Here is a 25,021-nt window from a genome sequence, read left to right as displayed (position 1 = left end):
AACCGAACGATCGGTCGGGACAAGAGGGCCCGGCGGACCTGTGGACAAGTGTGTGCGGGAGGATCAGGGCATGACAGCAATCGAGCGGTCCCGCACTGTGGCGGTCGTCGGCGCCGGCACCATGGGGCAGGGCATCGCCCAGGTCGCCCTTCTCGCAGGTCACCGCGTGCTGATCTACGACATCAACACCGCGCTCGCCGCCGACGGCGTCGGTTTCGTCCAGGACCGGGTCGAGCGGATGGCCGCCAAGGGCCGGCTGGACCGCGCCGAGGCCGAGGAGGCGATCGGCCGGATCGCCGCGGCCGGCGACCTCGCGGACCTCGCCGAGGCCGCCCTCGTCATCGAGGCGGTGGTCGAGAACGTCACCGTGAAGCAGACGCTCTTCGCCGCGCTCGAAGAGGTGGTCGCGCCGGACGCGCTGCTGGCGACCAACACCTCCTCCCTCTCGGTCACCGAGCTCGCCGCCGGGCTCGCGCACCCCGGCCGCTTCCTCGGCCTGCACTTCTTCAACCCGGCCCCGCTGCTCCCGCTCGTCGAGGTGGTCAGCGGTTTCGCGACCGACCCGGCCGCCTCCGAGCTCGCGTACCGCACCGTCCTCGACTGGGGGAAGACGCCGGTCCGCTGCGCCGACACCCCCGGTTTCATCGTCAACCGGATCGCCCGCCCCTTCTACGCCGAGGCCTTCGCGGTGTACGAGGAGCAGGGAGCCGACCCGGCCACCATCGACGCCGTGCTCCGCGAGAGCGGCGGCTTCAAGATGGGCCCGTTCCAGCTGACCGACCTGATCGGCCAGGACGTCAACGAGGCCGTGACCCGCTCGGTGTGGGAGTCCTTCTTCCGCAGCCCGAAGTTCACCCCCTCCCTCGCCCAGCGCCGCCTCGTCCAGTCGGGCCGCCTCGGCCGCAAGACCGGGCACGGCTGGTACCCGTACGGTCCGGACGCCGAGCCCGCGCTGCCGCACACCGCCGCCCCCGAGGAGGCCCCGGCGAAGGTCACCGTCGTCGGTGACCTCGGGCCCGCCGCCGACCTGGTGGACCTGCTGGAGGAGGCCGGGATCGCGGTCGTGGCCACCGCGCAGGGCGGCCCGTACATCCAGCTGCCCGGCGACGGCCAGCTGGTCCTCGCGGACGGCAAGACCTCCGTGGAGTTCGCGGACGTCGTCTACTTCGACCTCGCGTCGGACTACCGGGGCGCCACCCGGATCGCGCTCTCCGCGAGCGCGGACACCAGCGAGCGGACCCTCGCCGAGGCGATCGGCCTCTTCCAGAAGCTGGGCAAGCGGGTCTCCGTGATCGGCGACGTCCCCGGCATGATCGTCGCGCGGACCGTCGCGATGCTGATCGACCTCACGGCCGACGCCGTCGCCCGCGGCGCGGCCTCCGCCGAGGACATCGACACGGCGATGCGGCTCGGCGTCAACTACCCGGTGGGGCCGGCCGAATGGCACGACCGGCTCGGCCGGGACTGGGCCTACGACCTGCTGCACAACCTCGACGAACGCGTCCCCGGCGGCCGCTACGCGCCCTCCCTCGCCCTGTTCAAACTGGGCTACGAGGCCGGCGACGACGAGGGCGACCAGGCCGACGAGGGCGACCAGGCCGACCAGGGCGACCAGGGCGACCAGGACGACACGGGGGAGAACGAATGACGACGGCCAAGCGGGACACCTACACCCCCGAGACCCTGCTGTCCGTGGCCGTCCAGGTCTTCAACGAGCGCGGCTACGACGGCACCTCCATGGAGCACCTCTCCAAGGCCGCGGGCATTTCGAAGTCCTCGATCTACCACCACGTCGCAGGCAAGGAGGAACTGCTGCGGCGGGCCGTCAGCCGCGCCCTCGACGGGCTCTTCGGGATCCTCGACGAGCCGGGCGCGGTCCGCGGCCGGGCGGTCGAGCGCGTCGAGTACGTCACGCGCCGCACGGTCGAGGTCCTGGTCGGCGAGCTGCCGTACGTGACGCTGCTGCTGCGCGTGCGCGGCAACACCCGTACCGAGCGCTGGGCGCTGGAGCGCCGCCGCGAGTTCGACCACCAGGTCGCGGACCTGCTCAAGGCCGCCGCGGCGGAGGGCGACCTGCGGGCCGACGTGGACATACGCCTGGCCACCCGGCTGCTCTTCGGCATGGTCAACTCCCTGGTCGAGTGGTACCGCCCGCACTCGGGCACGGGCACCGACCAGCTCGCGGACGCGGTCGTCCACATGGCCTTCGACGGCCTGCGCACCACCCCCCACCCGCCGACCTCCTGAGCCGCACCCCGGCCGGCCGGGGTGCGAGCATGCAGCACGAGCACCTTCCTCCCCACCCTCACCGAACGCCGCTCCCCCTGGGCCACCCTCACGCGATGGTCGACCGCCTCGGCGACCGGCACGGACCCGGGCACGGCGAACAGGACGTCGCCGTGATCCCCGACGCCGGGGAGATCGTGTCCCGGGACGGGGACCTGCGCGGGGCGGTCGTCGACGGGCGGCCGCTCGCCACCCTGACAAATGACGACCGGCCCGGCGGCGACCCGGTGTGCCCGCCGGTCGGCGGGCCCCGGGCGCCGGCGGCCAGGACTCCCGCGTAGCGCGTTCGGCCCAGCGCGGGCCTACTCCTCCGCGATTGTCGGACCGCTCCCCGGGCCCGGGGAGAGGAGATCCGTTTCCTCGAAGACCAGCAGGGTGCGCGTCGAGAGGACTTCCGGGATGGCCTGGAGCCGGGTCAGGACCAGCTCGCGCAGGGTCCGGTTGTCCGGGGTGTGCACCAGCAGCAGGACGTCGAAATCACCGCTGACCAGCGCGATGTGCGCCGCGCCGGGGAGCTCGCGCAGCTGCTCGCGGACCGTGCGCCAGGAGTTCTGGACGATCTTCAAGGTGATGTAGGCGGACGCGCCCTGACCCGCGCGCTCATGGTTGACGCGGGCCGTGAACCCCCGGATCACCCCGTCGTCGATGAGCCGGTTGATCCGGGCGTAGGCGTTCGCCCGTGAGACGTGTACCTGCTCCGCCACCGACCGTATCGACGCCCGGCCGTCCGCCTGGAGCAGTCGCATGATCGACCGGTCGATCGGATCCAGGGGGCGGGGTGCGACGGGCGGGCCTGACGTGGCTCCCTGGGCGCCCCCCGGCGCAGCCGGTGCGGAACCCGTTCCGGCCATTTGTTCATCCGGCATTGCCCGATGCCTCCCTCTCCTGGACGTCCTGCATCCATCCCAGGGCCCCGGGGCCCGTTTGTCCACAGCCTGGAGCCGCCTGTAGCCAAATTGCGCGGACAACCGAACAATCGGTAGGTGAGGGGCCTCACATCCGGGGCACCCCCTGCCCGCTTCCCACGAGGAGGTGTACGCCGCCATGACGGTCCAAGAGCTGCCCGGTGCCGGTGCGTCCCACCGTTCCACCCAGCCGCCCGCCTGGAGCCCCCGTACGGACGCCGCTCCGCTGCTTCCGGACCCCGAGCCCTACCGGGTGCTGGGCACCGAGGCGGCGGACCGGCTCGACCCGGAGCTGATGCGCCGCTACTACGCCGAGCTGGTGCGCGGCCGGCGCTACAACGCCCAGGCCACGGCGCTCACCAAGCAGGGCCGGCTCGCCGTGTACCCCTCCACCGTCGGCCAGGAGGCCTGCGAGATCGCGGCCGCACTGGTCCTGGAGGACCAGGACTGGCTGTTCCCGAGCTACCGCGACACTCTGGCGGCCGTGGCGCGCGGACTGGACCCCGTCCAGGCGCTGACCCTGCTGCGCGGCGACTGGCACACCGGATACGACCCGCGTGAGCACCGCATAGCCCCGCTCTCGACCCCGCTCGCCACCCAGCTGCCGCACGCGGTGGGCCTGGCGCACGCGGCCCGGCTGCGCGGCGACGACGTCGTCGCCCTCGCCATGGTCGGCGACGGCGGCACCAGCGAGGGCGACTTCCACGAGGCGCTGAACTTCGCCGCCGTCTGGCAGGCCCCGGTGGTCTTCCTCGTGCAGAACAACGGCTTCGCGATATCCGTCCCGCTCGCCAAGCAGACCGCCGCCCCCACCCTCGCCCACAAGGCCGTGGGGTACGGGATGCCCGGCCGGCTCGTCGACGGCAACGACATCGCCGCCATGCACGAGGTGCTGACCGAGGCGGTCCGCCGGGCCCGGTCCGGTGGTGGTCCGACCCTGATCGAGGCCGTCACGTACCGGATGGAGGCCCACACGAACGCCGACGACGCGACCCGCTACCGCGGTGACGCCGAGGTCGAGGCCTGGAAGGCGCACGACCCGGTCGATCTGCTGGAGCGTGAGCTGACCGCCCGCGGGATCATCGACGAAGCGGCGATCCAGGCGGTCCGCGAGGACGCCGAGGCGATGGCCGCGGCGCTCCGCGAGGGGATGAACGCGGACCCGGTGGTGGACCCGATGGACCTGTTCGCGCACGTGTACGCGGAGCAGACGGACCGCCTGCGGGAGCAGGCGGCCATGCTGCGCGCAGAGCTGGAAGCCGAGGATCAGGCGTGACGACGGTGGCGGCGGCGAAGTCCGCGAAGACGGGGGCCAAGCCCGCGACGATGGCGCAGGCGCTGACCCGCGCGATGCGTGACGCGATGGCCGAGGACCCGACGGTCCACGTCATGGGCGAGGACGTCGGGACGCTGGGCGGGGTCTTCCGGATCACGGACGGGCTCGCGAAGGAGTTCGGCGAGGAGCGCTGCACGGACACCCCTCTCGCGGAGGCGGGCATCCTGGGCGCGGCGGTCGGCATGGCCATGTACGGGCTGCGGCCGGTGGTGGAGATGCAGTTCGACGCCTTCGCCTACCCGGCGTTCGAGCAGCTGATCTCGCACGTGGCGAAGATGCGCAACCGCACCCGCGGCGCGATGCCGCTGCCGATCACCATCCGCGTGCCCTACGGCGGCGGGATCGGCGGTGTGGAGCACCACTGCGACTCCTCCGAGGCGTACTACGTGGCCACGCCCGGCCTGACGGTGGTCACCCCGGCGACGGTCGAGGACGCGTACGGGCTGCTGCGCGCGTCGATCGCGAGCGACGACCCGGTGGTCTTCCTGGAGCCGAAGCGGCTCTACTGGTCGAAGGCCGACTGGCGGCCCGAGGCGCCGACGGCCGTGCCGGGCATCGGCAAGGCGCTGGTCCGGCGGGCCGGCACGAGCGCGACCCTGATCACCTACGGACCCTCGCTGCCGGTGTGCCTGGAGGCGGCCGAGGCGGCGCGCGAGGAGGGCTGGGACCTGGAGGTCGTGGACCTGCGCTCCCTCGTTCCCTTCGACGAGCAGACGGTCGTGGAGTCCGTACGCCGCACCGGTCGTGCGGTGGTGGTCCACGAGGCCGGCGGCTTCGGCGGCCCGGGCGCGGAGATCGCCGCCCGCGTCACCGAGCGGTGCTTCCACCACCTGGAGGCGCCGGTGCTGCGGGTGACGGGCTTCGACATCCCCTACCCGCCGCCGATGCTGGAGAAGCACCACCTGCCGGGAGTGGACCGGATCCTGGACACCGTGGCACGCCTGCAGTGGGAGAACTGATGCCGCAGGTAATGGAATTCAAGCTTCCCGATCTCGGGGAGGGCCTGACCGAGGCCGAGATCGTCCGCTGGCTGGTCGCGGTGGGCGATGTCGTCGCCATCGACCAGCCGGTGGTCGAGGTCGAGACGGCCAAGGCGATGGTGGAGGTTCCGTGCCCCTACGGCGGTGTGGTCACCGCCCGTTTCGGGGAGGAGGGCACGGAACTGCCCGTCGGAGCACCGCTGATCACCGTGGCGGTGGGGGCGTCGTCGCTCCCGGAGGCCCCGGCCGCGCCGGCGGCCGAGGCCGAAGGCTCCGGCAACGTGCCCCGGCCCCTGATCGGCTACGGCGAGGACCACTCGCGCCCGGCGCGTCGGCGACGGGTGCGACCCGTCACCGCCGCGGTCTCGGCGCCCGTCGTGGTGGCCCCGGTTGCCCCGGTTGCCCCGGTGGTTCCGGCGGTGCCCGCCGGTCCGGTGCCCGTGATCTCGCCGCTGGTGCGCAAGCTGGCCAAGGACGGCGGGGTCGACCTGCGCGCGCTGAAGGGGTCGGGGCCCGAGGGGCTGATCCTGCGGGCCGACGTCGAGGCGGCGCTGGCCGCGCTGCGGGCGCCCGAGCCGGCCCCGGCCGCCCCGGTGGCCCCGGCGGTGGCGGCGCAGGGCGAGCGGATCCCGCTCAAGGGGGTGCGCGGGGCGGTCGCCGAGAAGCTGTCGCGCAGCCGCCGGGAGATCCCGGACGCCACCTGCTGGGTCGACGCCGACGCCACCGAGCTGATGGCTGCCCGGGCCGCGATGAACGCGGTGGGCGGGCCCAAGATCTCGGTGCTCGCGCTGCTGGCCCGGATCTGCACGGCCGCCCTCGCCCGGTACCCGGAGCTCAACTCCACCGTGGACCTGGCGGCCAAGGAGATCGTCCGGCTCCCGTCGGTGCACCTGGGCTTCGCCGCGCAGACCGAGCGGGGCCTGGTGGTCCCGGTGGTCCGGGACGCGCAGCACCGCAACCCGGAGTCCCTGTCGGCGGAGTTCGCCCGGCTGACGGAGCTCGCCCGGGCCGGGAAGCTGGCTCCGGCCGATCTGACCGGCGGCACCTTCACCCTGAACAACTACGGGGTGTTCGGGGTCGACGGCTCCACGCCGATCATCAACCACCCCGAGGCGGCGATGCTGGGCGTGGGCCGGATCATCGACAAGCCGTGGGTGCACGAGGGCCAGCTGGCGGTCCGCAAGGTCGTCCAGCTGTCGCTGACCTTCGACCACCGGGTCTGCGACGGCGGCACGGCGGGCGGCTTCCTGCGCTACGTGGCCGACTGCGTCGAATCCCCGGCGGTCCTGCTGCGCAGCCTGTAGCCGTGCGGCGCGGGGCGGGTGCGGCGCCGTTGCCGGGGCTCCGCCCGGACCCCGCGCCTCCAACGCCGGCGAGGCTGTTCTTCAGCCCGTCCGGCGTTCGAGGACCGGGGGTTCGGGGGCAGTGCCCCGCAGTGGCGCCGCCCCCGGCCCTCACACCGTGAGCAGCAGCTTGCCCACGTGGGCGCTGGATTCCAGGACCCGGTGGGCCTCAGCGGCATCCCGCATCGGGAACGCCGCGTGGACCACCGGCCGGATCCGCCCCGCGGCCACCAGCGGCCACACGTGCTCGCGTACGGCGGCGACGATGGCGGCCTTCTCCTCCAGCGGGCGGGCCCGCAGCGAGGTGGCGGTGATCGCCGCCCGCTTGGCCAGCAGCGCGCCGAGATTCAGCTCGGCCTTCACCCCGCCCTGGAGCCCGATCACCGCGAGCCGCCCGTTCACGGCCAGGGCGTCCACGTTCCGGGCGAGGTACTTGGCGCCCATGATGTCCAGGATCACGTCCGCCCCGGCCCCGCCCGTCGCCTCGCGCAGCTCGGCCACGAAGTCCTGCTCGCGGTAGTCGATCAGGATGTCCGCGCCCAGCTCCTTGCAGCGCGCCAGCTTCTCCGGGCCGCCCGCCGTCACGGCGACCGTCGCGCCCACCGCCTTCGCCAGCTGGATCGCCATCGTCCCGATCCCACTGGACCCGCCGTGCACCAGCAGGGTCTCGCCGGGCCGCAGTCCGGCCACCATGAAGACGTTGGACCACACCGTCGAGACGACCTCGGGCAGCGCGGCCGCCGTCACCAGGTCCACGCCCGCCGGGACCGGCAGCAACTGGCCCGCCGGCACGGCCACCCGCTCCGCGTAGCCGCCGCCGGCCAGCAGGGCGCACACCTCGTCGCCCACGGACCAGCCGGACACTCCCGGCCCCAACGCGGCGATCCGCCCGGAGCACTCCAGCCCCGGATGGCGCGAGGCGCCGGGCGGCGGATCGTAGAACCCCTGTCGCTGGAGTACGTCGGCGCGGTTCACGGCGCTCGCCGCGACCTCGACGAGGACCTCGCCCTCGCCGGGCACCGGATCGGGTACGTCGGCCCAGACGAGGGCCTCGGGGCCGCCGGGCTGCTCGATGGTGATCGCATGCATGGCCCGGAGGCTACGCCACGGCGCGGCTACTCGGCGGGACCCAGTCGCACCGCGGGCGAGGTGGGCGGTACCGCCCGCACGATGGTGATGAGACGATCCGTCAGCTGGATCGGGCTCGCGTGCGGGTCGTCGTACGCGAGCAGCCGGTGCCCGCGCAGCACGCTCACCACCAGGTCCTCGGTGTCCCGTACCGACTTGCCGACCTCGGCCTTGCGGGCGGGGCGTTCGATGAGGTCGAGCCCGCTGCCCTGCTGGATCAGGTCCTCCATCACGGTGCCCGCGCTCGGGCTGAGCACCGACAGGCCCAGCAGTCGACCGGCCGCGCTCGCGCTCGTGATGACGGCGTCGGCCCCGGACTGGCGCAGCAGCGGGGCGTTCTCCTCCTCGCGCACCGCCGCGACGATCTTCGCCCCGCGGTTGAGCTGACGGGCGGTCAGGGTGACCAGGACCGCCGTGTCGTCCCGCTGGGTGGCGATGACGATCTGACGGGCCTTCTGCAGCTCGGCGCGGAGCAGGACGTCGGAGCGGGTGGCGTCGCCGACCACGCCCGTGAACCCCTCCGCGTTGGCCGTGTCGATCACCTTGGCGCTGGGGTCGACGATGACGACCTGTTCCTTGGAGAGGCCGGTGGCCAGCAGCGTCAGAAGGGCCGAGCGGCCTTTCGTGCCGAAGCCGACGACGACCGTGTGGTCACGCAAGTTCTTCCTCCAGCGCTTGAGCCGCCACTCTTCCCTCGTCCGTTCCGTCAGGACTTCCAGGGTGGTACCGACCAGGATGATCAGGAACAGCACGCGCAGGGGCGTGATCACCAGGATGTTGATCAGCCGGGCGCTGTCGCTGTACGGCACGATGTCGCCGTAACCGGTCGTGGACAGCGTCACCGTCGCGTAGTAGAAGCAGTCGAGGAGATCGACCGTCTCGTTGGCGTTGTCGTGGTAGCCGTCACGGTCCAGCCACACGACGAACACCGTGAGGAAGAGCACGAACAGGGCCATCAGCAGACGCTTGCCGACCTGGCTCAGCGGAGCCTCGACGACGCGTTTGGGCAGCTTGATGCGCCGGGAGACGAGTTTCTCGTCGGCGCCGCGGGCCATGGAGTCCTGGCCGTGCAGTTTCACGTGAAACATCCTCCAGAAGCCCAGGGCAGATCGAGAATCTCCAGTTCCTGTCCCGACCGCGCGCCCTTGGGCGGTACGACGGCCAGCGCGTCGGCGGCGGCCACACCGCGCAGCATCGCAGGTCCGTGGTAGCGCAGCGGCACCGCGTGCTCGTCGCTCAGCAGGACCGGCACCAGCCGGGTGTCGTACGGGTGGCCGGGTACGTCGCCCTGCACCGGCGCCGTGTAGCGGGGGCGCCTGCGACGGCCGGCGAGGGCGCGCAGCAGCGGTTCGGCGAGGGTCAGCAGCCCGGAGACGGCGGCCAGCGGGTTGCCGGGCAGCCCGACCACATGGCGCACCGCGTGTTCCTCGGGCGTCCCGGACCCGATGCGGGCCAGCAGCATGGGGTGCCCGGGGCGCACCGCCACCCCGTCGACCAGCAGTTCGGCGCCGGCCCGGTGCAGTACCGGGTGGACGTGGTCGACGGGTCCGCCGGCGGTGCCACCCGTGGTGACGAGGACATCGGCGGTGCTGGTGGTGACGGCCTCCAGCAGGGCCGCGGCCCCCGCCGGGTCGTCGCCGATCCGCCGGGTGCCGATGACCTCGGCGCCGAGGCGGTCGATCCAGGGCCCGAGCATGGGGCTGAGGGCGTCGCGGACCAGCCCCTCGTGCGGGAGGCCCCCGGTGAGCAACTCGTCGCCGAGGACCAGGATCTCCACGCGCGGGCGGGGCCGGGTGGTCAGCTCGTCGTACCCGGCGGCCGCGGCGAGCCCCAGTACGGCCGGGGTGACCAGGGAGCCGGCGGGCAGCAGCAGGTCGCCGGAGCGGCACTCCTGGCCCCGCGGGCGGATGTCCTGGCCGGTGAGGACGGGCCGGTCGGCGAAGAGCTGGGTGCCGGCCTCGCGGCAGTGCTCGCTGCGGATGACGGCGGTGGCGTCAGCGGGGATCCGGGCGCCGGTGGCGATCCGTACCGCCTCGCCGTCCGTGAGGGGCTCCGGCCGCTCGGAGCCGGCCAGGACGCCGCCGCCGGCGCGCACGCTCCAGGGGCCGGGGCCCGCGACGGCCCAGCCGTCCATGGCCGAGGTGTCGAAGGACGGCAGGTCGGTGAGGGCGTCCAAGGGGGCGGCCAGGACCTCGCCGAGGGCGGCCGCGAGGGGCACCCGGTGGGTACGGGGCCGCACTCCGCTCCCGGCGCGGGTGGCGGTGTCCCGGGCCCGCTGCCAGCCGGTCGCGCGGTGGGCGCCCGTGCCGCCGCCGGCACCGCGGCCCGCATTGCCCGAGCTGTCGCCGGCGCCGCCTTCCGGGGCGCGGCTGACCAGTGCCAGGGCCTCGTCGAGGGCCTGCTCGGCGGAGTTCGTGGGGGTCATCCGGAGCCGTTCTGTTCGGCGGAGTCTGCCGCTGCCTCGTCGGCCCACCGCAGCGCCAGGTCGGCCGCCTTGCGGGAGGCCTCGGCGACGGCCTGGGCGGGGTCGGCGCCGGTGGCGGCGGCGTGGGCGGCCGCGTAGCCGACCAGGAAGGTGGTCAGCGGGGCGGCGGGCCGGGCGACGCCGTGGGCGGCGTCCCGGGCGAGGTCGAGCAGGGTCTTGGTGTCGACGGTGAGGTCGATGCCCAGCTCGCTCTTGACGGCGGTGATCCATTGCTCCAGCACGCTTCCATGCTCCCTGATCCGGGCGCGGGCGGCGGCGAGATCGTTCCAGGTGTCGCAGTCGAAGGAGGCGAGCGGCCGGGAGGTGACGCGGGCGAGGTCCAGTTCGGCGGTGAGCGCGCGCAGCGGGAGCCCGGTGAGGGTGCCGTGCTCGGCGGCGAGCAGGGCGATCTCGCGGCGCAGCGGCTCGGCCCGGTAGGCGGCGACCAGCGGCTGGTCCCGGCCGTCGGGGTCCCGCAGCATCGCCCCGTCCTGGCCGGGGGCCGTGGGCGTGGACGGGGCCTCCAGCAGGGCCCCTACGGTCTCCCGGTCGAGGAACGGCAGGTCGGCGGAGAGTACGAGGACCAGCTCGGCGGTGGTCCGACGCAGCCCGGCGTCCAGTGCGGCCACGGGGCCGCCGCCGGGCGGGTCTTCGCGGGTCCAGTGGACCGGGCGCGCGGTGGTGCGGCGATCGCCGACGACGACGGTGGTCCGGGCGTCCGGGCAGGCGTCGAGGACGCGGTCGAGGAGTGCGCGGCCGCCGACGCTCAGCGCGGGCTTGTCGGCCCCGCCGAGTCGCCGAGCGGCGCCGCCGGCCAGCACGATCGCGTCGTAGCTCATGCCCTTGAGTATGCGGCGGCCATGTCCCTGGCCGGGAGCCGCACCTGGTGGACCGTGCGGTGCCGTGCGGTGCGGTGCCGTGCCGGATGCCTGATGCCGGGTGCGGCGCCGTTGCCGGGGGCGCTGCCCCCGGACCCCCGCGCCTCAAACGCCGGCGGGGCTGAAAGAGCGCCTCGAACGCCGGCGGGGCTGAATGGGCGGGACGAGAAACGGGTCCGGGCCTCGCCGTGGGGCGGGGCCGGACCCGGTTCTTCTGTTGTCCGTCGGAGACTAGAGGTAGGGGCCCGAGCGGATCGCGCCGTGGCCGCCGTCCTCGTCGTCGTCGTGCGGCCCGCCCGGCGGGAGGGCGCGGCGCATCTGCTCCAACTGGGCCCGCGCCGCCATCTGCTGTGCGAACAGGGCCGTCTGGATGCCGTGGAAGAGGCCTTCCAGCCAGCCCACCAACTGGGCCTGGGCGATGCGCAGTTCGGCCTCGGAGGGGATGGCCTCCTCGGTGAACGGGAGTGACAGGCGCTCCAGTTCCTCCACGAGCTCCGGGGCCAGGCCGTCCTCCAGCTCCTTGACCGAGGCGGCATGGATGTCCTTGAGCCGGACCCGGCTCGCCTCGTCGAGAGGCGCGGCACGTACCTCTTCCAGGAGTTGCTTGATCATGCTGCCGATCCGCATGACCTTGGCGGGCTGTTCGACCATTTCCGTCACCGGGACCTCGCGCGACTCGTCATCGGCGTCGCCGACCGCCGTCCCGTCCTGTCCCACGATCAGGACGTGCGGGGGGCTGTCCTGCGACCGTTCACTCCTCGGCATCTCCATGCCGTCATTCTCTCGCACACCTCCGTACTCACACGGTGTGCCCCCGTACAGTCGTGATCCACCCTGTACGGGGGCACCAGCCTGGTACCGGTTCCGGGCCTTGGGGCTACCCCGCGGCCCGGCGGGCCAGCGCGCCGCTGGAGCGGGTGACCAGGGCCGCCAGCAGGGCCGCGCCCAGCGGAACCACGACGAGCAGCCCGCCGAGGGTCTCCCACGGCACGGAGATCGGCACGAACGGCACGGCTTCCGTCACCGCCATGAAGCCCTGCTCGATCGACTCCTGGTGGAGCGCCTCCGCCGCCCGCTGCTCCGTCAGGCGCAGGCCGACGGCGGGCAGGATCCCGGCGACCGAGCCCAGGACGACGCCCATCAGGGCGACCACCCCGCACTGGAAGCCGCTCAGCGTCCGCCGTACCCGCGGCGCGGCGCCCACCGCGGCCAGCGTCTTCAGGTCGGCCTCGGCGTCGGCCTGGGCCAGCCCGGTGGCGATGCCGGCCGCGCCGATGGTGACGATCCCCGCGAAGATGGCGAGGGCGAGCATGACGAGGCTGTTGTCGCCCTCGTAGCCCTTCTCGATGCGCAGGGAGGCCTCGACGCCCATCCGGTCGATCTCCCCGTCCAGCTTCTGCCGCTGCTCGCTGGTCGGGATCCCGTCGAGGCTGAAGTACGAGCCCACGGGCGCGGTGGCCAGTCCGGCGGCCTTGGCCGCCGAGGGCGGCAGGATCAGCTCGACGCCCCAGCCCTCGACCGAGTCGGGTGCCTGGTGGACGGGGAGGACCTTGTCCTCACCGGGCGTCTCGTCGTACCGCCCGCGCATGATGTCGTTCTCCCCCGGGTCGGTGATGACCCGCAGGGTGAGCTTGCCGTCCTTGACCTGGCGCTTGTCGAAGGAGATGGCCTGGCCGGCCTTGAGGGCGGCCACGGAGCCCGGGTCGGTGACCGCGAGCACGCTCAGCACCTTCTCGTCGCCGACGAGGACGGAGTGCTGCGTGCCGTGCCGGGACTCCTTGCAGCGCCAGTCCTGGCGCAGTTCCTTCCGCTGCTCCACCGGGAACGCGTCGTCTTCCTTGCTGTCCTCGTAGAGCGGGCAGCGCTGCTCCTTGGGCGTGATGACCTCGACGCGGCCGCAGCCGGGGTCCGAGGAGAAGGACTCGCAGCTCGGCTTGCCGACGACCAGCCGCTCGATGTCCGCCCGCTGCGCCAGCGGCAGCTGCTTGCCGAGGGCCTCGCGCAGGGCGGGCACCTCCTTGTACGCGCCGTTCTCGTTGGCCGCCAGCAGTCCGGTGCCGTGCGGCAGGTCGGCCCGGTACTCCTGGCGCATCTGGACGTCGTTGCTCTGCTCGTACGTCGCCACGGCGACGGTTCCGGCGACGGCGGCCAGTACGGCGGCCACGGCGGGGGCCGTACGCCCGCGGTTGCGCACGGCGTCGCGCAGCGCGAGCCGCGGCGACAGCGGCAGCCACCGGCCGAGCCGGCCGAACAGGCCGACCAGGACCGGGGTGAGGGCGACGATGCCGAGTTCGGCGAGGGCGCTGCCGCCCGCCACGACGGTGCTGCCGAGCTGTGAGGTGGTGCCGTAGAGGGCGATCGCGGCGCCGACGGCGATGGCGATCAGGCCGAGGACGGGCAGCACCCGGTTGGCCTTGCGGATGCCGCGGCGGCCGGTCAGCGAGGCCAGCACGGTCTGCCGGGACGCGGTGACGGCGGGGACGATCGCGGCCAGCAGGCCGGTGATCACGGCGAGCAGGGCGATGCCGGCCAGTTCCAGGGGGCGGAAGTCGAAGCCGCCGAAGCGGTTGCCGAGGGTCTCCTCCAGCACCGGCCGCAGGAGGACGGTGAGCAGGACGCCGATGACGGTGCCGGTCACGGCCGCGACGGCGCCGAGGACCAGGCCGCCGGAGAGCACGATGGAGCGGATGTGGCGCCGGTCACCGCCGTTGGCGCCGACCAGACCGAGCTGGCGGCGCGAGCGGCGGGCGCCGACCGCGAAGGCCGGTCCGGCGAGCAGGCAGATCTCCAGCATGGCCAGGCCCGCGACGGTGGCCAGGATGGCCGTTTCGACGACCTTGTTGCCGTCGCGCTCGAACATCGCCTTCGGCTCGTCCCGGTAGAGCGGGACCTCGGAGTCGGCGGGCGGGTCGAGGATGACGGCGCGCGAGATGACGAGCAGGCCCTTGGCGTTGGCCGCCTTGACGGCGTCCCAGGTGACACCCGCGCCGCCGACCTTGACCAGGTAGGTGTCGTCGGGGGACACCGCGCGGCCGCCGGACTCCGACACCGCCTTGTTCAGCGGGGCGATCAGCGTCCCGGGCGGAGCGATGATCTCGGGACGTTCGAGTTCGTCCGGCAGCTCGTAGGCGCCGACGATCTTGTACGGGGAGGTGGCGCCGCGCGGGGTGACCGACGAGCCGACGAACAGGCCGGAGTCCCCCAGGAAGGCCCGGGTGGCGATGACCTCGCCCGAGCTCTCGGGCAGCCGGCCGCGGTCGAGCGTGATCATGCCCTTCACCAGGGGGCTGTGCGTGTCGAGTTCACGCAGGTGGGTGTCGAGCAGCCCGTGCGTGGTGCGGACCTTGGCGTAGCCGCCGCTGTCCTTGAGGACCTGGGCCCCGGGCGGGAGCGCGGCCTCCACCGGTGCCGGCTTCTCCCGCGGGGACTTCGAGGGGTCGTAGTCCTTGTAGCCGCCGACGGGCGCGGAGGCCGTGCCGTCGGGGCTCTGGTTGATGGCCCCGGACATGTACGAGGCGTTCACCCGGGCGTCGGCGGCGCCGATCATCCGGGTGAGCGACTGCTCGGGGGAGAGTTCGGCGCTGCGCAGCGTGAGGTCGGCGGCGCTCACTCCGATGATCGGCAGGGCGAGCATCGCGAGGACGAGGGAGCTGCGGCCCTTGGCGCGCCAGGCGTCGCGGCGGGCTATGCGCAGGGCCGCGATCCAGGAGTGGTACCAGCCTTGGAGCGGAGAGGTCACTGGCCGGCCGCCTGCCCGGAGAGGAGCGAGTCGGCGTGGCTGCGCAGGGTCTCGTCGACCACGCTGCCGTCGCGCAGGAAGACCACGCGGTCGGCCCAGGCGGCGAACCGCGGCTCGTGCGTGACGAGGATCCCGGCCGCGCCCGCGTCGCAGCGGGCGCGCAGCAGGGCGAGGACGGACTCGCCGGTCTCGGAGTCGAGGGCGCCGGTCGGCTCGTCGGCGAGGACCAGGCGGCGGTCGCCCACGAGGGCGCGGGCGATGGCCACGCGCTGCTGCTGGCCGCCGGACATCTCGTCGGGGAAGCGGTCGGCGAGCTGACCGAGGCCCATCTCCTCCAGCGCGGCGACCGCGGAGGCGCGGGCCTTGCGGGCGGAGATCCCGTCGAGTTCCCGGGGCAGTGCCACGTTCTCGGCGGCGGTGAGGGCCGGTATCAGGTTGTAGTCCTGGAAGACGTACCCGATGCTGCGGCGGCGCAGGGCGGCCAGCTGCTTGCGGCCGGCGGCGGTGATGTCGGTGCCCTCGACGATCACCCGGCCGCTGCTCGGGGTGTCGAGGCCGCCGGCGAGGGTGAGCAGCGTGGACTTGCCGGAGCCGGAGGGGCCCATGACGGCGACGAGTTCACCGGGGAACACGGAGAGGTTGATCCCCCGCAGGGCGTGCACCTCGGTGGCGCCGCTGCCGTGCGTGCGGACGAGTTGGTCCAACTGCAGTACGGGCTGCTGGGACTGGGGCTGGTCAGGCATGGAGTGTCCCCCCTGGAACGGTGGTTCAGCCACGACGCGTACGAGCGGTACGACGGGGCCGGGCGGTGGTGGGCGGGGCCGGGGTCTCGGCCGCGGCGGCCTGGGGCGGTTCGGGTTCGGCGGCTCTCCGGTCGGCCGGCAGGGAGAGCCGGACCAGCCGGGCTTCGCAGTGGTCGAGCCAGCGGGCCTCGGCCTCGGTCTGGAAGATCAGCTGTTCCAGGACGAGCAGCCAGGCCACGTCGTCGCGCTCGCGGGACCGGCCGCTCTCGACCGCGGCGAGCGCCGTGGCCTTGAGCCGGGTGTAGTCCTGCATCGCCTTGATCGTGGCGTGGCGCTGGGACTGGATGACGGCGCGGATGTCCACGCCGGGTGCGCCCACGGCCATGGCGAGCTTGATGGACAGCTCGTCGCGGGGCGGGTTGGCCCGGTCGACGGGGCGCTCGTACCACTGGAGCAGCTCGGTGCGCCCGGCGTCGGTGATGGCGTAGAGGGTGTGGCCGGCGGCGTCCTCGCCGTCGGGGGCGACGAGGCCGTCCCGTTCGAGACGGGCGAGGGTCGTGTACACCTGCCCGACGTTGAGCGGCCAGGTGGAGCCGGTGCGGGATTCGAACTCGGTGCGTAGCTGGGAGCCGTACCGAGGACCCCGTTCCAGCAGGGCGAGTAGCCCGTGACGGATCGACATACTCGGTATGTATACCGAGTATGTTCACTCCCTGCAACCATCCTGAGATGTACGCCGTACGGGGGACGCGCGCCCGGAGCGGACCCGGAGCGCGCCCGGACCGGGTGGTCCGGGTCGCTCAGATCCCGCGGCGCAGGCGCACGCCGAGGTAGCCGAGGCCGAGGCCCATCAGGGCGAATCCGGTGCCGAGCGGCAGTATGTGCGCGGCCAGGTCGGCGGCCCGGTCGTTGGTTCCGGTGCCGAGGGCGGTGACCACCGACGGCGGCGGGCTCGGGGCGGCGACGGCGGTGCCGGTGGGCGGCCGGGGGGAGGGTTCGGCGCGCGGGCGGACCGGCGCCCGGGGCCGGGAGGCCACCACCAGCTCCGGGTTGGCGGGCTCGCCCACAGGCCGCCCGGGGTGCTCGCGGCCGACCCCGGCGAGGCTGCCGGCCAGTTCCTCGTGGGGGTCGTCGGGCGAGGAGGGCGAGGAGGGCGCCGCGACGTGCCGGGACGGGGTGAGGAAGGGGCCGGCGTACGCGGAGGCGGTGGGCGCGAGCGCGGCGGCCGCCAGAGCCGCGCAGGCCAGCCAGTGCGGCGGGCGGAAGCCTTGGATCACGGGGAGCCCCTCCCGTCCCGAGCCACGAGCTGCTCGCTGCGCGTCAGAGATATGCGCCCAGATTTACACAGCGGGGCAAAAGCGGCATCCCGGACACCCCATCGGGTGCCCGGGATGCCGGGGTGTCGGACCGCGGAGCCTGCCGCGCCGCCGCGTGGCGGTGCCTGTCGCGCTATTCGGGGTTGCCGCTCGACACGGTCAGCGTGAACTCCGTGCCTTCCTTGTCGATCTTGTCGCCGGCGGCCGGGGTCTGGAACAGCACCGTGTCCTTGCCGTACACGGCTTCGTCCTTCGTCTCGATCTTGTACCTGCCGCCCGAGGCCTGGATGCACTCCTTCACCGAGAGCAGGTTCTTGTACTTGAAGTCCGGCGCCATGAACTTGCCGGTCTCGCTGTAGTGCTTCACCGGCTCCGTGCACTTCTTCGGGTCGATCGTGCGCGTGGTGTCCGGCCCCTTGAACCCGGCCTTGGCGGAGGCGCCGGCGGACGCGGAGGCCCCCGGGTCCGCGGTCGTGCCCTTGTCCTTGTCGCCGTCGTTCATCGAGAGCGCCGCGATCAGACCGCCGACGGCCAGCAACGCCACCGCGATCGCGCCCACGAGCACCGGCATGTTCCGCTTGCCGCCGCCGGACGCCGCGGTCGTGCCCGCCGTGGACGGGGAGATCGTGTACGGCGGCGGGGTCTGCGGCGCGTACTGCTGCGGCGCCGGCGTGTGCGGGTAGGCGTAGCCACCCTGCGCGTGCTGCTGCGGGGCCGGCGTCGGCGCGTACGGGGCCGGCGTCGGGGTGTGCGGAGCCTGGTACGGCTGCTGCACCGACTGCGGGGGCGCCTGGTACCCGGACTCCACCGGCGGGAACACGGCCGAGGCCACGCCCGCTCCGCTGCTCAGGGGCGACTGGCCCTGGATGATGACCGGCGCACCGGTCTGCCCGGAGCCCAGCACCCGCGCGACCTCGTCGCCCATGGCCGCGGCCGTGGGGAAACGCTCATTCGGGTTCTTCTTCAGGGCCCGCGCCACCAGCGCGTCCATCGCCGGGGTCAGCGACCGGTTGACGGAGGACGGGGCGACCGGCTCCTCCTGCACGTGGGCGTACGCGATGGCCAGCGGCGAGTCCGCGTCGAACGGGATGCGTCCGGTCAGCAGCTGGAACAGCATGATGCCGACCGAGTAGAGGTCGGAACGGGCGTCGACCCCGCGCCCCAGCGCCTGCTCGGGCGAGAGGTACTGGGGGGTGCCGACGACCATGCCGGTCTGCGTCATCGAGGTGACCCCCGACTGCATGGCGCGGGCGATGCCGAAGTCCATCACCTTGACCACGCCGCGCTTGTTCACCATGACGTTGCCGGGCTTGATGTCGCGGTGGACGAGCCCCATCTCGTGGCTGGTCTCCAGCGCGGCCAGCACATCGGCCGTCACCTTCAGCGCCTTGTCGGCCGGCATGGCCCCGTACTGGCGGATGTCCTCCTCCAGCACCGAGCCCAGCGGCCGGCCCTCCACGTACTCCATGACGATGTACGGCATCACCGCGCCGTCACCGGCGGCGGCGCCGCCGAACGTCACTTCGCCTTCGCCCGTATCGAATACCGAGACGATGTTCGTGTGCGACAGTTTCGCTACAGCCTGGGCCTCGCGGCGGAACCGTTCGCGGAAGGACTGCTCGCGGCCGAGGTCGCTGTGCAGCGTCTTGATGGCGACCTGCCGGTCGAGGGCCGAGTCGTACGCCAGGTACACGGACGCCATGCCGCCCGCACCGAGCAAGTCCCTTAGCTGGTAACGGCCACCGGCCAGAGAGCCGCCCGCGTACTGGCCCTGAGTGCCGTCCTGGCTCATGACTGTTGCTTCCCCTCGGGATGTGTCCCCACGCCGCTGGCCGGGCGCATATGGCGCCCAGTCTGCCGCAGGGCAAGCACACGTCAAGCCAGGTACCCGTTCCGTGACCACACGTGCACAGGCGGCCTTGTCCGAACGGTGACCGGTTCCGAGGCTGTAGCGTTCACCGGAGCACCGACGAAGAGGACGACCGCTGAGCGGCGACCGAGAGATACGACGGCGAGGACTGATGGCACCCGAACCCGATGGAAACGGCGCCGGGATGACCGATGGTCCTGAGCACTGGGGCGCCGGCGGCCTGGTGGGAGACGGCCGTTACCGGATGACGCACCGGCTGGGCCGCGGCGGCATGGCCGAGGTGTTCGCGGCCGAGGACGTCCGCCTGGGCCGCACGGTCGCCGTGAAGCTGCTGCGCGCGGACCTCGCCGAGGACCCGGTGTCCAAGGCCCGCTTCACGCGCGAGGCGCAGTCCGTCGCCGGACTCAACCACCATGCCGTCGTCGCCGTGTACGACTCGGGCGAGGACAAGGTTGGTCCGAACACCGTCCCGTACATCGTCATGGAGCTCGTCGAGGGCCGCACCATCCGCGACCTCCTGCTCAGTGCCGAGGCCCCGGGCCCCGAGCAGGCGCTCATCATCACCTCGGGCGTGCTCGAAGCCCTCGCGTACTCGCACCAGCACGGCATCGTGCACCGCGACATCAAGCCCGCGAACGTCATCATCACCGAGACCGGCGCGGTCAAGGTGATGGACTTCGGCATCGCCCGCGCCCTGCACGGCGCCCAGTCGACGATGACCCAGACCGGCATGGTCATGGGCACCCCGCAGTACCTGTCGCCCGAGCAGGCCCTCGGCAAGGCCGTCGACCACCGCTCCGACCTGTACGCGACCGGCTGCCTTCTCTACGAACTGCTCGCGCTGCGTCCCCCGTTCACCGGTGAGACCCCGCTGTCGGTGGTCTACCAGCACGTCCAGGACGCGCCGGTGCCGCCCTCGCAGCTGCCGGAGGGCCGGCACCTCCCGCAGGAGCTCGACGGCCTGGTCATGCGCTCCCTCGCCAAGGACCCGGACGACCGGTTCCAGAGCGCCGAGGAGATGCGCGGGCTGGTCCAGTACGCGCTCCAGATGCTGCACGACCAGGGACCGAACACCGGCACCTGGAGCACCGGTCCGGTCACCATGACCCTGCCGCACGGGCGGGGCGGCGCCTCCGCCACCACGGCCATGCCCCTGCCCGGGAACGGCGCCCAGCAGCAGTACGGGGCGCACGCCTCGACCTCGCAGTTCCAGCAGCCGATGGTGCCGTCGCTGAACCCGGACGACGGCTCGGCCTTCCCCGGCGGCCACGGCCAGGCCGGCAACGGCGGCTACGACGGATACGACGCCTACGAGGAACGCGGCGGCAGCCGCTGGAAGGGCTGGCTGTTCGCGGTCCTCGCGATCGTGGCGGTCATGGGCGGCGTGGCCTACGCCGTCAACACCGTGGGCCAGGGCGACAAGAAGAAGCCGGAGACCACCCAGAGCACCCCGGGCGGTCAGCCGAGCCAGTCCGCGGCCCCGAACGTCACCCAGCCGCCGCAGACGCAGGACAACACCCAGCCCACCAACGACAGTTCGCCCACGGCGACCCGTAGCCGTCAGCAGAGCTTCAGCCCGACGCCGACGCCCACCGCGACGCAATCGCCGACGGGTACGGCCTCGCCGAGCGCCTCGTCGTCGGGGAAGCCCTCGACGAGCCCGTCGACGAAGCCCTCGACGAGCCCGTCGACGAAGCCCACGGACGCGGGCCCCGGCGGCGCCGGCGGCCCCGGCGGTGGCGGCACCACCAACTCGGAGGAGTGAGGCGGATACGGGGACGGGCCCGGCGGAATCAATTCCGCCGGGCCCGTCCCCGTATCCCCACACCGCTGTATCCCCACACCGCTGTATCCCCATGTATCCGCGTGAGCGCGGGTCAGAGCGCGTGCTGGTACTGCCGGTCCGGATTCCGGGCGAGCGAGTGCACGGTGACGAACTGGGGTTCGATACGCATGTAGACGGGGTCGAAGACCTGGCCGTCGATGAAATGCGGAACGGGACCGAAGAGCTCCAGTTCGGCGTTGGTGGGCTCGATGACCTGCGCCGTTCCGGTGAACTGGACCGACCAGAGTTCCACTTCCGGCGAATGGGAATTGTCGGCCCCGTACGCCACCACACTGCCGTTGCAGGCCTGGTGGTAGCCGAAACCGGAATGCATTCTCAGGACCACCCTGCCGTCCACCACGATGTGGCGGGCGAGCGCGAGGAACGGCAGCGCGCGCATGCTGGTGGCCACGCGGCCGTACGGCACCCGGCGCAGCAGTTCGACGGCGTGGAGTTCCTCGGGGGACATGGCGTCCACTCTCGGTCACCGACACCCCGTCGGGGAAGAGCAGCCCGCCCCGAGGGCAGGGGACCTCGGTCCCGCGTGGGGTGTGGGGTCAGCGGCGCTCGGCCTGCAGGCGGGCCACGTAGGCGGCGGCCTGGGAGCGGCGCTCCATGCCCAGCTTGGAGAGCAGGCTGGAGACGTAGTTCTTGATCGTCTTCTCGGCCAGGTGCAGCCGCTCGCCGATGACGCGGTTGGTCAGGCCCTCGCCGATCAGGTCGAGGATCTTCCGCTCCTGCTCGGTGAGGTTCGCCAGGCGGTCGTCGCCCCGGCCGGTCCTGCCGCCGTCGCGCAGCCGCTCCAGCACGCGGGCGGTGGCGATCGGGTCGAGGAGCGACTTGCCGGCGGCGACGTCGCGTACGGCGCTCAGCAGCTCATTGCCGCGGATCGCCTTGAGCACGTAACCGGAGGCGCCGGCCATGATCGCGTCGAACAGTGCCTCGTCGTCGGCGAAGGAGGTCAGCATCAGGCATTTGACGTCCTCGTCCTGCGAGCGGACCTCGCGGCAGACCTCCACACCGCTGCCGTCGGGGAGGCGGACGTCGAGGACGGCCACGTCGGGACGGGTGGCGGGGATCCGTACCAAGGCGTCCGCGGCGGTACCGGCCTCGCCGACGATCTCGATGTCCTCTTCGACCGACAAGAGCTCGTGGACGCCCCGACGTACCACTTCGTGGTCGTCCAGGAGGAATACCTTGATTTTTCCGTCTTCGCGCACGAAGTCAGTTTCACACACTCACCCCTTCCCTGCCGGAGTTACCCGGGATAACGTGCCGTTGTTCCCGGCCCCTGCAAGGCTGTGACCAGTGGTTGTTCCCGTTGCTGCGTTTTTACTAGGAAATCCAAGCAAAAACGCAGGTCAAACGGGGTTTCGCAGTTATGCGGCGCACTGGGTAACGTGCATTGCGCAGGGCACTCGCCGGGACACCTGTCACGCCTGAATCCCCGTACGCGACGCGCACCCACCCCGTGCGCTCGTTACGGATACAGGTGAGCCGCACTGGACCCCGGAGAACCCGGGTGCCGGACCGACGGAGGAGCACACGTGACCGTGGAGAGCACTGCCGCGCGCAAGCCGCGACGCAGCAGCGGCACCAAGCGGGCGGCAGGCGCGGCGAACGCCGCCGCCAAGCCCGCCGCTGCCACCGCGCAGACGCAGGATGTCGTACCTCAGCTCGTACAGCTGCTGACGCCCGAAGGGGACCGCGTCGAGAACGCGGAGAACGCCGAGTTCGCCCCCTTCGTCGCAGACATCACCACCGAGGACCTGCGCGGGCTGTACCGCGACATGGTCATGACCCGCCGCTTCGACGGTGAGGCGACCGCCCTGCAGCGTCAGGGTGAGCTGGGCCTGTGGGCCTCGCTCCTCGGGCAGGAGGCCGCCCAGATCGGCTCCGGCCGGGCGCTGAACGACGAGGACTACGTCTTCCCGACCTACCGCGAGCACGGCGTGGCCTGGTGCCGCGGGGTCGACCCGACCAACCTGCTCGGCATGTTCCGCGGCGTGAACCACGGCGGCTGGGACCCGAACACCAACAACTTCCACCTTTACACGATCGTCATCGGCTCGCAGACGCTGCACGCGACCGGTTACGCGATGGGTGTGGCCAAGGACGGCGCGGACTCCGCGGTCATCGCCTACTTCGGCGACGGCGCGTCCAGCCAGGGCGACGTCGCGGAGGCGTTCACCTTCTCCGCCGTCTACAACTCCCCCGTGGTGTTCTTCTGCCAGAACAACCAGTGGGCGATCTCCGAGCCGACCGAGCGCCAGATGCGCGTGCCGCTCTACCAGCGCGCGCAGGGCTTCGGCTTCCCGGGCGTGCGCGTCGACGGCAACGACGTGCTGGCCTGTCTGGCCGTGACCCGCTGGGCCCTGGACCGGGCCCGCCGCGGCGAGGGCCCGACCCTGGTCGAGGCGTTCACGTACCGCATGGGCGCCCACACCACCTCCGACGACCCGACGAAGTACCGGCGGGACGAGGAGACGGCGGCCTGGGAGGCGAAGGACCCGATCCTGCGCCTGAAGGCCCACCTGCTGGCCACCGGGGGCGCCGACGAGGCGTTCTTCACGGAGCTGGAGGCGGAGAGCGAGGCGATGGGCAAGCGCGTGCGCGAGGCTGTGCGTGCCATGCCCGACCCGGACACCATGGCGATCTTCGAGAACGTCTACGCGGACGGGCACGCGCTCGTCGACGAGGAGCGCGCCCAGTTCGCCGCCTACCTCGCGTCCTTCGAGGAGGGTCACTGATGGCTGTCGAAAAGATGTCGATCGCCAAGGCGCTCAACGAGTCGCTGCGCAAGGCGCTGGAGCAGGACCCCAAGGTCCTGATCATGGGTGAGGACGTCGGCAAGCTCGGCGGCGTCTTCCGGATCACCGACGGCCTGCAGAAGGACTTCGGCGAGGAGCGGGTCATCGACACCCCGCTCGCCGAGTCGGGCATCGTCGGCACCGCCATCGGTCTGGCCCTGCGCGGGTACCGGCCGGTCGTGGAGATCCAGTTCGACGGGTTCGTCTTCCCCGCGTACGACCAGATCGTCACGCAGCTCGCGAAGATGCACGCCCGCGCCCTGGGCAAGGTCAAGATGCCCGTCGTCGTGCGTATCCCGTACGCGGGCGGCATCGGCGCGGTCGAGCACCACAGCGAGTCCCCCGAGGCGCTCTTCGCGCACGTGCCGGGCCTCAAGGTGGTCTCCCCCTCGAACGCGAGCGACGCCTACTGGATGCTCCAGCAGGCGATCCTCAGCGACGACCCGGTGATCTTCTTCGAGCCGAAGCGCCGCTACTGGGACAAGGGCGAGGTCGATTTCGACGCCATCCCCGGTGAGCTGCACAAGGCGCGGGTGAGCCGGGAGGGCTCGGACGTCACCCTGGCCGCCTACGGCCCGATGGTGAAGGTCTGCCTGGAGGCCGCCGCCGCGGCCGCCGAGGAGGGCAAGTCGGTGGAGGTCCTCGACCTGCGCTCGATGTCCCCGGTCGACTTCGACGGGATCCAGGCCTCGGTCGAGAAGACCCGCCGGCTCGTGGTCGTCCACGAGGCGCCGGTCTTCCTCGGCGTGGGCGCGGAGGTCGCCGCTCGCATCACGGAGCGGTGCTTCTACCACCTGGAGGCGCCGGTCCTGCGCGTGGGCGGTTTCCACGCCCCGTACCCGCCGGCCCGCCTGGAGGACGAGTACCTGCCCGGCCTGGACAGGGTGCTCGACGCCGTCGACCGCTCGCTGGCGTACTAGGAGACCCGCGTCATGACCATCCGCGAATTCAAGATGCCCGATGTGGGCGAGGGCCTCACCGAGGCCGAGATCCTCAAGTGGTACGTCCAGCCCGGTGACACGGTCACCGACGGTCAGGTCGTGTGCGAGGTCGAGACGGCCAAGGCCGCCGTGGAACTGCCGATCCCGTTCGACGGTGTCGTGCACGCGCTCCTCTTCGAGGAGGGCACCACGGTCGACGTCGGCCAGGTCATCATCTCGGTGCAGACGGGCGAGGCGGAGGCCCCGGCCCCCGTCGCCGCCGCGGTGGAGGCGGCCCCGGCCGCCGCCGAACCGGCCCCGGCCGCCCGCCAGCCCGTGCTGGTCGGCTACGGGGTCTCCGAGGCCTCCACCAAGCGCCGCCCGCGCAAGGCCGCCCCGGCGCCCGCCGTGGCCGCGCAGAACGGTACGGCGGCCCCGGTGGCCGCCCCCGCGGCTCCGGCCGCACCGGCGCCGCTCC

23 protein-coding genes are annotated in these 25,021 nt (G+C 72.6%); 10 read left to right on the top strand and 13 right to left on the bottom strand.

Features of this window, described 5'->3' with window-relative positions; all coding sequences use genetic code 11:
* The first annotated feature begins 70 nt into the window (after positions 1-70).
* The 3 genes from AB8A24_RS26655 to AB8A24_RS26645 all read left to right on the top strand — a co-directional run bounded on the left by AB8A24_RS26655 (position 71) and on the right by AB8A24_RS26645 (position 2,567).
* Positions 71-1,648, top strand: coding sequence for a 3-hydroxyacyl-CoA dehydrogenase (locus AB8A24_RS26655; RefSeq protein WP_328962481.1), 1,578 nt, complete (start codon positions 71-73; stop codon positions 1,646-1,648).
* Positions 1,645-2,247 carry a TetR/AcrR family transcriptional regulator gene (locus AB8A24_RS26650; protein WP_328962480.1) on the top strand — a complete coding sequence of 201 codons (603 nt, stop codon included), beginning with the start codon at positions 1,645-1,647 and terminating at the stop codon, positions 2,245-2,247. Before AB8A24_RS26655 ends, AB8A24_RS26650 begins: the two co-directional genes overlap by 4 nt.
* A 95-nt stretch (positions 2,248-2,342) precedes the next feature.
* A complete protein-coding gene (locus tag AB8A24_RS26645; RefSeq protein WP_328962479.1) occupies positions 2,343-2,567 on the top strand; it encodes a hypothetical protein in 225 nt (74 codons plus the stop codon).
* Between the two features lie 21 nt (positions 2,568-2,588).
* On the opposite strand, the gene AB8A24_RS26640 is transcribed toward AB8A24_RS26645, so the two are convergent.
* Positions 2,589-3,137, bottom strand: a complete 549-nt coding sequence (locus AB8A24_RS26640; protein WP_328965913.1) for an Lrp/AsnC family transcriptional regulator — start codon at positions 3,135-3,137, stop codon at positions 2,589-2,591.
* Between the two features lie 193 nt (positions 3,138-3,330).
* Here AB8A24_RS26640 and pdhA (AB8A24_RS26635) point away from each other — a divergent pair, with 193 nt between their 5' ends.
* From pdhA (AB8A24_RS26635) to AB8A24_RS26625, 3 genes are read left to right on the top strand one after another with little or no spacing between them, the layout of a single operon-like run.
* Entirely contained in the window at positions 3,331-4,467 is a 1,137-nt protein-coding gene (gene pdhA / locus AB8A24_RS26635; RefSeq protein WP_030714188.1) for a pyruvate dehydrogenase (acetyl-transferring) E1 component subunit alpha, read from the top strand.
* Positions 4,468-4,517: 50 nt separating this feature from the next.
* The gene (locus AB8A24_RS26630; protein WP_266384953.1) at positions 4,518-5,486 is read left to right on the top strand and encodes an alpha-ketoacid dehydrogenase subunit beta; all 969 of its coding nucleotides are present in this window, start codon (positions 4,518-4,520) and stop codon (positions 5,484-5,486) included.
* Complete coding sequence (locus AB8A24_RS26625) at positions 5,486-6,811, top strand: dihydrolipoamide acetyltransferase family protein (RefSeq protein WP_369477824.1); 1,326 nt, start codon at positions 5,486-5,488, stop codon at positions 6,809-6,811. Before AB8A24_RS26630 ends, AB8A24_RS26625 begins: the two co-directional genes overlap by 1 nt.
* A gap of 150 nt (positions 6,812-6,961) precedes the next feature.
* On the opposite strand, the gene AB8A24_RS26620 is transcribed toward AB8A24_RS26625, so the two are convergent.
* The 10 genes from AB8A24_RS26620 to AB8A24_RS26575 all read right to left on the bottom strand — a co-directional run bounded on the left by AB8A24_RS26620 (position 6,962) and on the right by AB8A24_RS26575 (position 18,910).
* Complete coding sequence (locus AB8A24_RS26620) at positions 6,962-7,939, bottom strand: NAD(P)H-quinone oxidoreductase (RefSeq protein ID WP_328962477.1); 978 nt, start codon at positions 7,937-7,939, stop codon at positions 6,962-6,964.
* Positions 7,940-7,965: 26 nt separating this feature from the next.
* Complete coding sequence (locus AB8A24_RS26615) at positions 7,966-9,066, bottom strand: potassium channel family protein (protein ID WP_328962476.1); 1,101 nt, start codon at positions 9,064-9,066, stop codon at positions 7,966-7,968.
* Positions 9,054-10,403: a molybdopterin molybdotransferase MoeA gene (locus AB8A24_RS26610; protein WP_328962475.1), complete on the bottom strand. Its 1,350-nt coding sequence runs from the start codon at positions 10,401-10,403 to the stop codon at positions 9,054-9,056. The genes AB8A24_RS26615 and AB8A24_RS26610 overlap by 13 nt, the downstream gene beginning before the upstream one ends.
* Entirely contained in the window at positions 10,400-11,281 is an 882-nt protein-coding gene (locus tag AB8A24_RS26605) for an NTP transferase domain-containing protein (protein ID WP_328962474.1), read from the bottom strand. The genes AB8A24_RS26610 and AB8A24_RS26605 overlap by 4 nt, the downstream gene beginning before the upstream one ends.
* A 270-nt stretch (positions 11,282-11,551) precedes the next feature.
* The gene (locus AB8A24_RS26600) at positions 11,552-12,091 is read right to left on the bottom strand and encodes a bacterial proteasome activator family protein (protein ID WP_030014634.1); all 540 of its coding nucleotides are present in this window, start codon (positions 12,089-12,091) and stop codon (positions 11,552-11,554) included.
* 106 nt (positions 12,092-12,197) lie between these two features.
* Positions 12,198-14,954 (bottom strand): ABC transporter permease, encoded by a 2,757-nt coding sequence (locus tag AB8A24_RS26595; RefSeq protein WP_328965912.1) that lies wholly within the window; start codon positions 14,952-14,954, stop codon positions 12,198-12,200.
* A 101-nt stretch (positions 14,955-15,055) separates the two neighbouring features.
* On the bottom strand, positions 15,056-15,802 hold the full coding sequence (locus AB8A24_RS26590) for an ABC transporter ATP-binding protein (protein ID WP_328962473.1): 747 nt from the start codon (positions 15,800-15,802) through the stop codon (positions 15,056-15,058).
* Positions 15,803-15,827: 25 nt separating this feature from the next.
* A complete protein-coding gene (locus AB8A24_RS26585; protein WP_030714217.1) occupies positions 15,828-16,484 on the bottom strand; it encodes a PadR family transcriptional regulator in 657 nt (218 codons plus the stop codon).
* 118 nt (positions 16,485-16,602) lie between these two features.
* Positions 16,603-17,079, bottom strand: a complete 477-nt coding sequence (locus AB8A24_RS26580) for a hypothetical protein (RefSeq protein ID WP_328962472.1) — start codon at positions 17,077-17,079, stop codon at positions 16,603-16,605.
* 172 nt (positions 17,080-17,251) lie between these two features.
* Complete coding sequence (locus AB8A24_RS26575; protein ID WP_328962471.1) at positions 17,252-18,910, bottom strand: protein kinase; 1,659 nt, start codon at positions 18,908-18,910, stop codon at positions 17,252-17,254.
* Between the two features lie 229 nt (positions 18,911-19,139).
* On the opposite strand from AB8A24_RS26575, the gene AB8A24_RS26570 reads away from it, so the two are divergent.
* A complete protein-coding gene (locus tag AB8A24_RS26570; RefSeq protein WP_328962470.1) occupies positions 19,140-20,753 on the top strand; it encodes a protein kinase in 1,614 nt (537 codons plus the stop codon).
* Between the two features lie 112 nt (positions 20,754-20,865).
* Here AB8A24_RS26570 and AB8A24_RS26565 read toward each other — a convergent pair whose 3' ends face one another.
* Both AB8A24_RS26565 and AB8A24_RS26560 read right to left on the bottom strand, forming a co-directional pair.
* Positions 20,866-21,282 carry a pyridoxamine 5'-phosphate oxidase family protein gene (locus AB8A24_RS26565; protein ID WP_328962469.1) on the bottom strand — a complete coding sequence of 139 codons (417 nt, stop codon included), beginning with the start codon at positions 21,280-21,282 and terminating at the stop codon, positions 20,866-20,868.
* An 88-nt stretch (positions 21,283-21,370) separates the two neighbouring features.
* Positions 21,371-22,033: a response regulator transcription factor gene (locus AB8A24_RS26560; protein WP_266382904.1), complete on the bottom strand. Its 663-nt coding sequence runs from the start codon at positions 22,031-22,033 to the stop codon at positions 21,371-21,373.
* Between the two features lie 327 nt (positions 22,034-22,360).
* Here AB8A24_RS26560 and pdhA (AB8A24_RS26555) point away from each other — a divergent pair, with 327 nt between their 5' ends.
* From pdhA (AB8A24_RS26555) to AB8A24_RS26545, 3 genes are all read left to right on the top strand, one after another.
* On the top strand, positions 22,361-23,563 hold the full coding sequence (pdhA, locus tag AB8A24_RS26555) for a pyruvate dehydrogenase (acetyl-transferring) E1 component subunit alpha (protein WP_266382901.1): 1,203 nt from the start codon (positions 22,361-22,363) through the stop codon (positions 23,561-23,563).
* Positions 23,563-24,543, top strand: coding sequence for an alpha-ketoacid dehydrogenase subunit beta (locus AB8A24_RS26550; RefSeq protein ID WP_030010542.1), 981 nt, complete (start codon positions 23,563-23,565; stop codon positions 24,541-24,543). Before pdhA (AB8A24_RS26555) ends, AB8A24_RS26550 begins: the two co-directional genes overlap by 1 nt.
* Positions 24,544-24,555: 12 nt before the next feature.
* The coding region (locus AB8A24_RS26545; protein WP_369477823.1) for a biotin/lipoyl-containing protein at positions 24,556-25,021 on the top strand (466 nt) is incomplete at its 3' end.

Origin of the sequence: Streptomyces sp. BF23-19, assembly GCF_041106355.1 — a bacterium.
In the GTDB taxonomy this organism is placed as follows: Bacteria; Actinomycetota; Actinomycetes; order Streptomycetales; family Streptomycetaceae; genus Streptomyces; species Streptomyces virginiae_A.
This window is presented reverse-complemented; position numbering and strand designations above follow the sequence as displayed.